Origin of the sequence: Shouchella xiaoxiensis, from assembly GCF_016907895.1 — a bacterium.
Lineage (GTDB): Bacteria > Bacillota > Bacilli > Bacillales > Bacillaceae_D > Shouchella > Shouchella xiaoxiensis.
In genome coordinates this window covers 653,871-659,870 of record NZ_JAFBCV010000001.1, presented here as the reverse complement: position 1 = coordinate 659,870, position 6,000 = coordinate 653,871, and the positions used below count along the sequence as shown (strand labels likewise).

Below are 6,000 nucleotides of genomic sequence, written 5' to 3'. Positions count from 1 at the left end.
AAGTAAATGATCCTCAGGCATCAATTGATCAATGGAAACCATTTCGAGTTCAATTTGTTTATCTGTTTGACGACGTAACATTACGCATTCCCCCAACACGTTTCCGTTCTTTTTTCCATTATAACAAGAGTATTTTTGTTTAGGTGTCTATAAATAAGAAAAAGCTGTTGAGAAATTACTTTCTCAACAGCCTGACCAGTTCATATGAACTGGTTTTTCTTTACCTTGGTTGTGTTGAAGCCATGAATGTGAATGAAATATTGTCCTGGACAGGAATCCAAGCTCCAATTCCTTGTTGAGTCACATTCTTCACGTCTAACTTAGGCTTACCTGCCCGAAGTGTTAAGTATACTTCACCATAGGTGACGTTTCCTTTTTCTTGTACAGCCGGCACATAACCATATAAATAGCCAACTTGCCGAGATGGAACATTGTATTGATTGTTTTTCTTCGTTCCCTGGCCAACAACTGTATCAAATGAAAGGGGCAAGCTCGTTTTTTCTGAAGCTGATATCATCATCATTTTTTCTACTGCTTCAGAATTAGGAATTTTCGCGGTTAAGCCCCCAGTAATCTTTTTTTGCTGTTCTTGATTATACGACATTACTTTTGGCGCATTGCCTCCGCGGTTATCAATATAGTTCGTATTTACTTTTTGATACTCCCAGTTCACTTCTGTACCTTCAGATTCATAAGCAAGGGGCCATTCACCTAAATAAATAGAGGCCTTCATTGCGAAACCAAGCTTGGCAAATTGAATAGACGATTCATTCATAATTCGAATAAGATCTGGATTCTCAATGGTCTCTTCCGTTGATTCAAGCAATTGCTTGGCTAAGTCACTTGGTTGTAAATACGGTAAATCCTGAGTTGGATTTTTATACGTGTTTTCTTTAGAGATAGATAAGACAGACTGCGGAATCATAAATGGTGTTTCTTTTGTTTCTTCCTTTGCATAGCTCAGTGAAGAAGCAGAGGCACAAAACAAAAGAATAAGCATGGCTACTGCAACGATACGTTTCACTTTTTTTTCCTCCTTATCTTGTTGTGCTAGTAGTGTTTGACAGCTGTTTCGCTTTTATCCATTCTTTGATAAAAATATCTATACCACAAAAAAACAGCAGCGCTGGGCTGCTGTTTTAAAACCTATAGTTCATTGCTTCTAGGGTCGAGTCGATCTTTGTCTTTTGGAAACACCTCTCATCAATCATGTATGGTCTTACATGACGAAAAAGACATTTACCTTGCTCAATGCAACCACCTTCTAAAAAGAAAATGAATGACAAAACATACTCTTACCAACACAACTCATTTATAGGAAGAACAATAGCAAAAGCTACCGTCCTTGAAAGTAGAATAACCGCTAAATGAATTTCCTATACATCTTCACGTTCTTTTTTTAACAATTTAATTTCATCAGCTGCTTCTTTTGCTGCTTGTATTGCTTCTTCGGACGTTTCTTTCATATGCGAAGCTGTTTGAGTTAATGTCTTTAAGTCTGTTGATAAATCTTTCCACATGATGTTTACATTCTCAATTGTTTCTCTTGCTGATTGCACCATTTCTTCACGATTGTCTCTAATAAACCCGTAAGCATCTTCTGCTTGTTTTTTAACGCCTTTGACTTCCACACATACTTTCTCACGCCATTCTTTTTTTGATAAGACGACGGCAATTGCTACACCAGCTAAAATAAATCCCCATTTTCTTTTTGCCATTTGAAAATCCTCCTCTATATGTACATAGAAAAATGTCTAATCCTGCTTCTATTTTAAAACAAATTTCGGTCTATTTGTAAAGAAGAACAAAAAAAGCTGCCAAATAAAATAAGTTGGCAGCTTTTATCTTGAAAATTAATTATACGTTTGGACTAAACTACTGTCGGTTTCTAATTGCTCAAATTCCATTTCATGCTTCTGCTTAATGAAATCAATTTCTTCACTAAGCATTTTGATTTGTTTCTGAATGTTTTCAATTTGTTTTTTTTCTGCTTGAGTCATTTTGAATCCCTCCACTCTAGGTTGGTCTGCTTTTCTTTTCTCTATACGTAATTAATCTGTATGAATAGTTTAACAATGTTCTCTCAGTGTGTAAAGTGTCCTCCTTAAAAAAACTTTTTGTTTTTTTACGAGTTATTTCGACAAATTTCATCTTTATCAAAAATTTGTAACAAATTATGCTTGCAACTGATTTAAACCGTGGTATACTAATGATAAGAAATATTCAGATAAAAGGTGATTAAATTGCGTAAACGACATTTAGTTCGCTATGAAGACTTAATTGCACAAAATCGTGATGAGCTTCTTAACGATCCAGAGGCACTGTCAAAGATTGATGATAAGTTATACGAGCGTGCCGAAAAGAAAAATAATAAAAACAAAGATAATAAATCTTTCCGAACGAGCCGATTTTAAGGCTCGTTTTTTTTGTATAATCTTTCATCGTTTGCACAAAGTAACTTCATAAAAATGGAGAAACGAGGCTAACTATGGATAATGTACTTTTATCACGGATGCTCTTTGGCACATCAATGGCTTTTCATATTATTTTCGCTACTTTAACTGTTGGTATCTCATTGATGATCTTTTTTTCCGAGATTATGCGCGTCATTCGTAAAGATAATGATTATGCAGTACTAGCGAAACGTTTAACGAAGGGTTTGGCCATTTTACTTGGTGTTGCTATTCCTACTGGAACAATCGTTGCCGTCATGCTATCTCTGCTCTGGCCGGGTTTTATGGAAGTTGTAGGTCAAGTGATTGCCCTACCGTTCCAAATAGAAATCTTTGCTTTTTTCTTAGAATCACTTTTCCTTGCGATCTATGTTTATGCAGCTGATCGATTAGCAACGACCATGCGCATTGTTAGTTCTTTCTTTATTGCCTTTGGAGCAGTAGCATCTGCCGTACTCATCACAAGCGCCCATTCGTGGATGAATACACCACAAGGTTTTGATGTTGTAAATGGTGAGATTACAAACGTCGATCCTCTCGCCGCCGCCTTATCAACGAGCTTTTGGTCCACATCTCTTCATGTTGTCTCTACAGCTTATATGACTGGTGCATTTGTTTTAGTTGCTGTTGCTGCTTTTAAATTATTTAAGCCTTCACTAACAAAAAGAGAACGTAACTACCACCATAAAGGCCTGATCCTTACACTAGTCTTTGCTTTTCTAATGTCCCTGTGGACTGGACTGACCGGACATGATACGACCGTTATGCTGTATGAAGAAATTCCCATCAAATTAGCTGCAGCGGAAGGGTTATTCGAGACACAAAGTAACGCTCCTCTAACTCTTTTTGGAGTACCGAGTCCAGAGGCAAATGAAGTTATTGGAGGTCTTGAAATACCTGGGATGTTAAGCTGGCTCGCTACATATTCAACAGACGCAGTTATACAAGGCTTAAATGATTTTCCGCAAGAGAATTGGCCACCTTTAATCGTTCATACCCTATTTAATGTAATGGTCTTTATCGGTGGTGGCTTAATTGGTATATCTGGGATTGGTCTTCTGTACTGGTTCATCAAGCGAAAACAAGAAGATTTCAGATTCCCCAAGTGGCTGCTTGCGGCATTCGTAGCCTCTGGTCCACTTGCTATGATTGGAATTGAGACAGGATGGATCTTTAGCTGTACGGGCAGGCAACCATGGACCATCTTTGATGTCCAACGAACGGCTGACGCAGCCACTACTTCCGGTAATTTGGGTATCATTTTCTTTCTTTTTGCCGTACTTTATGCCGTGCTTCTTGTTATTACGAGCTTAGTTCTTTATTTCTATTTTAAACGGAATCCGCTCAGTCAAGATATGAGCAGCTTAGGTTCATAAAGGAGTGTTTTCATGGAACCAGTTTATCTTGCGATTTTATTGATTTGGGTTTTATTGTTTATTTATGCTGTTGCCGGTTCTATCGATTTTGGAACAGGCTTTTGGGCAATGTACTATGAACGCCGTAATAATACTCAAGCATCAACCATTGCAAATAACTTTCTATCACCAGCATGGAAAGTAACGAATGTATTTCTTGTTCTTCTCGTTGTAGCATTTGTCGCTCTTTTTCCTGGAGCAGCACCTACATTAGGAACGTTAATGATTGTTCCGTTCTGTCTCGTCTTGTTACTCTTAACCATTCGAAGCGCATTTATGGTCTATGCCTTTAGTACAGAAAAATACTCGCGCCTCCTTACACTTGTTTCTGGTATTTGCGGGCTAATTATCCCGGCAATTCTAATTAGCATTCTACCTGCTGCTATTGGTGGATTTGTGACGATTGCTGATGATCGTCAATACATCTTAGTTGATCAATTATTTCTTAGTCCCGCCTTCTATACACATATCGGATTTGGTCTGATGACAGAGCTCTTTATCTCATCACTTTTTATGACGGATTATGCAAAAGAAGCTGGTGACTTCGAGACTGCACGTACTTATCGAAAAAACGCCTTGTTACTTGGGCCACTTACGCTCGTATTTGCGATTGCTGCCATTTTCACTTTAATCCCAGAAGCTTCCTGGATGTTTGCTAATTTTCTTGATCTTTGGGGCTGGTACACTTTATCTTTATTTGCATTTGCAGCAGGCTACAGCGCATTATGGTGGCCATCGAAGTACAAAGAATTGGGTCAACCCCGTGTTGCTTTACTCTTAATTATCGTCCAGTTTGGCCTTGCGAGCCTGGCTTATGGCATGGCGCATTTGCCTTACTTACTTTATCCTGATGTCACCATTTATGATGCATTTACAAATGAAACAATGTTTCGTTATTTATTAATTGGTTTTATTGTTGGACTAGCCGTTCTCATTCCTGTTTTCATATGGTTTTGGCGGTTATTTTTCAAAGACAAAGCATATCTGCAAGGAGACGGACATGATTATTAAGTGAAAAACCTACACCATTAATGGTGTAGGTTTTTCAACTATCGTTCATCTTGCACTGGCACTGATGAAGGCGCGTCTACGATATATTCTGATTCATTAAAGTCTGTGCCTGTTTCAATATTAGTTAAAATAGATACTTGACCATCCAGACCAGCATAAAACGAGTTTTGTCTTACTTGAAGACCAGTATCAGTATCAAACCAGAAGTTCATTTCGACATTATTTTCATCCGTTACCGCATTAATGTGATGCGTTTCGTAGCCACCGATTTCAAAAACCCCTTCATAGGTCAATACATAACCATCATCATCCAGTAGGCTTTGCAGGTCATACCGAGACACAGTTGGCACGGTTTGATCCTCAGGCTCCATTAAGACGACTACCTCATCAACATCTCGATAAACCGTTCTAGCTTCCGGCGTTTGTGCTTCATACATAGTTAGCGGGTTTTCTTCTTCATCTACACCCGTCAATTGCCTATAGAAATAATCTACACCGTCAGCGTTTGCGAAATAGCGTTGAATTTCATAGTCTCGCGCTTCCTGTACCGTTCCATCTTCTGCTACATCATGATACGTCCATTCTAGCGAATAGCTATCAAGTTGCGCCTCTGCAGCAATCGCATTTTCAATGATTTCCTCTGCTGTCATTCCAACGTTATCCTCAGCAGCTTGATCTTCTTCATTTTCACTACCTTCTGCATTGTCATTCGTTTCTTCTTCACTTGGAGAATTACTATCTGATTCATCCTCGTCATTGTTTTCGACTGAATTTGATTCATTCTCTTCTTCATTTTCATCCTTATTATCGTCGTTTTCATTGGTATTTTCAATCGCCTCGTTTTGCTCGCTATCTACCCTTGTATCATCTGCACCACTTGCTTCTTCAGCTGACAATAACCCCTCGTCATTTGAACAAGCCGCGAGTGCAACTACGCTGAACAGAACGATGATGCTTTCTTTTTTCATTATAATAAACCCCTTTCATTTTTTAAAAAACTAAAGGTCTTTTTTAATTAATCAGTCTCATCTTTTACTATTATACGATTAATTTGTTTAAAAGTAATAAAGCGGTTTAAGGTTTGTTTTTTTTCCATTTTCCCAACATAATTTCTTGGAATT

Annotated in this window: 7 protein-coding genes; 3 read left to right on the top strand and 4 right to left on the bottom strand. The window is 38.1% G+C overall.

Annotated features, from left to right (window positions below):
- Positions 1 to 220: 220 nt before the first annotated feature.
- The 3 genes from JOC54_RS03360 to JOC54_RS03350 all read right to left on the bottom strand — a co-directional run bounded on the left by JOC54_RS03360 (position 221) and on the right by JOC54_RS03350 (position 2,000).
- On the bottom strand, positions 221 to 1,024 hold the full coding sequence (locus JOC54_RS03360) for a YfkD famly protein (protein ID WP_035422332.1): 804 nt from the start codon (positions 1,022 to 1,024) through the stop codon (positions 221 to 223).
- Positions 1,025 to 1,376: 352 nt separating this feature from the next.
- On the bottom strand, positions 1,377 to 1,718 hold the full coding sequence (locus tag JOC54_RS03355) for a hypothetical protein (protein ID WP_035422329.1): 342 nt from the start codon (positions 1,716 to 1,718) through the stop codon (positions 1,377 to 1,379).
- 135 nt (positions 1,719 to 1,853) lie between these two features.
- Entirely contained in the window at positions 1,854 to 2,000 is a 147-nt protein-coding gene (locus JOC54_RS03350) for a hypothetical protein (RefSeq protein WP_157684276.1), read from the bottom strand.
- Positions 2,001 to 2,243: 243 nt separating this feature from the next.
- Between JOC54_RS03350 and JOC54_RS03345 the strand changes: the two genes are divergently transcribed.
- The 3 genes from JOC54_RS03345 to JOC54_RS03335 all read left to right on the top strand — a co-directional run bounded on the left by JOC54_RS03345 (position 2,244) and on the right by JOC54_RS03335 (position 4,879).
- Positions 2,244 to 2,414, top strand: a complete 171-nt coding sequence (locus tag JOC54_RS03345) for an FbpB family small basic protein (RefSeq protein ID WP_148298155.1) — start codon at positions 2,244 to 2,246, stop codon at positions 2,412 to 2,414.
- A gap of 74 nt (positions 2,415 to 2,488) precedes the next feature.
- Positions 2,489 to 3,829 carry a cytochrome ubiquinol oxidase subunit I gene (locus JOC54_RS03340; protein WP_204464399.1) on the top strand — a complete coding sequence of 447 codons (1,341 nt, stop codon included), beginning with the start codon at positions 2,489 to 2,491 and terminating at the stop codon, positions 3,827 to 3,829.
- A 12-nt stretch (positions 3,830 to 3,841) separates the two neighbouring features.
- On the top strand, positions 3,842 to 4,879 hold the full coding sequence (locus JOC54_RS03335) for a cytochrome d ubiquinol oxidase subunit II (RefSeq protein ID WP_035422326.1): 1,038 nt from the start codon (positions 3,842 to 3,844) through the stop codon (positions 4,877 to 4,879).
- 38 nt (positions 4,880 to 4,917) lie between these two features.
- Here JOC54_RS03335 and JOC54_RS03330 read toward each other — a convergent pair whose 3' ends face one another.
- Complete coding sequence (locus JOC54_RS03330) at positions 4,918 to 5,847, bottom strand: hypothetical protein (protein ID WP_204464397.1); 930 nt, start codon at positions 5,845 to 5,847, stop codon at positions 4,918 to 4,920.
- Positions 5,848 to 6,000: the final 153 nt, after the last annotated feature.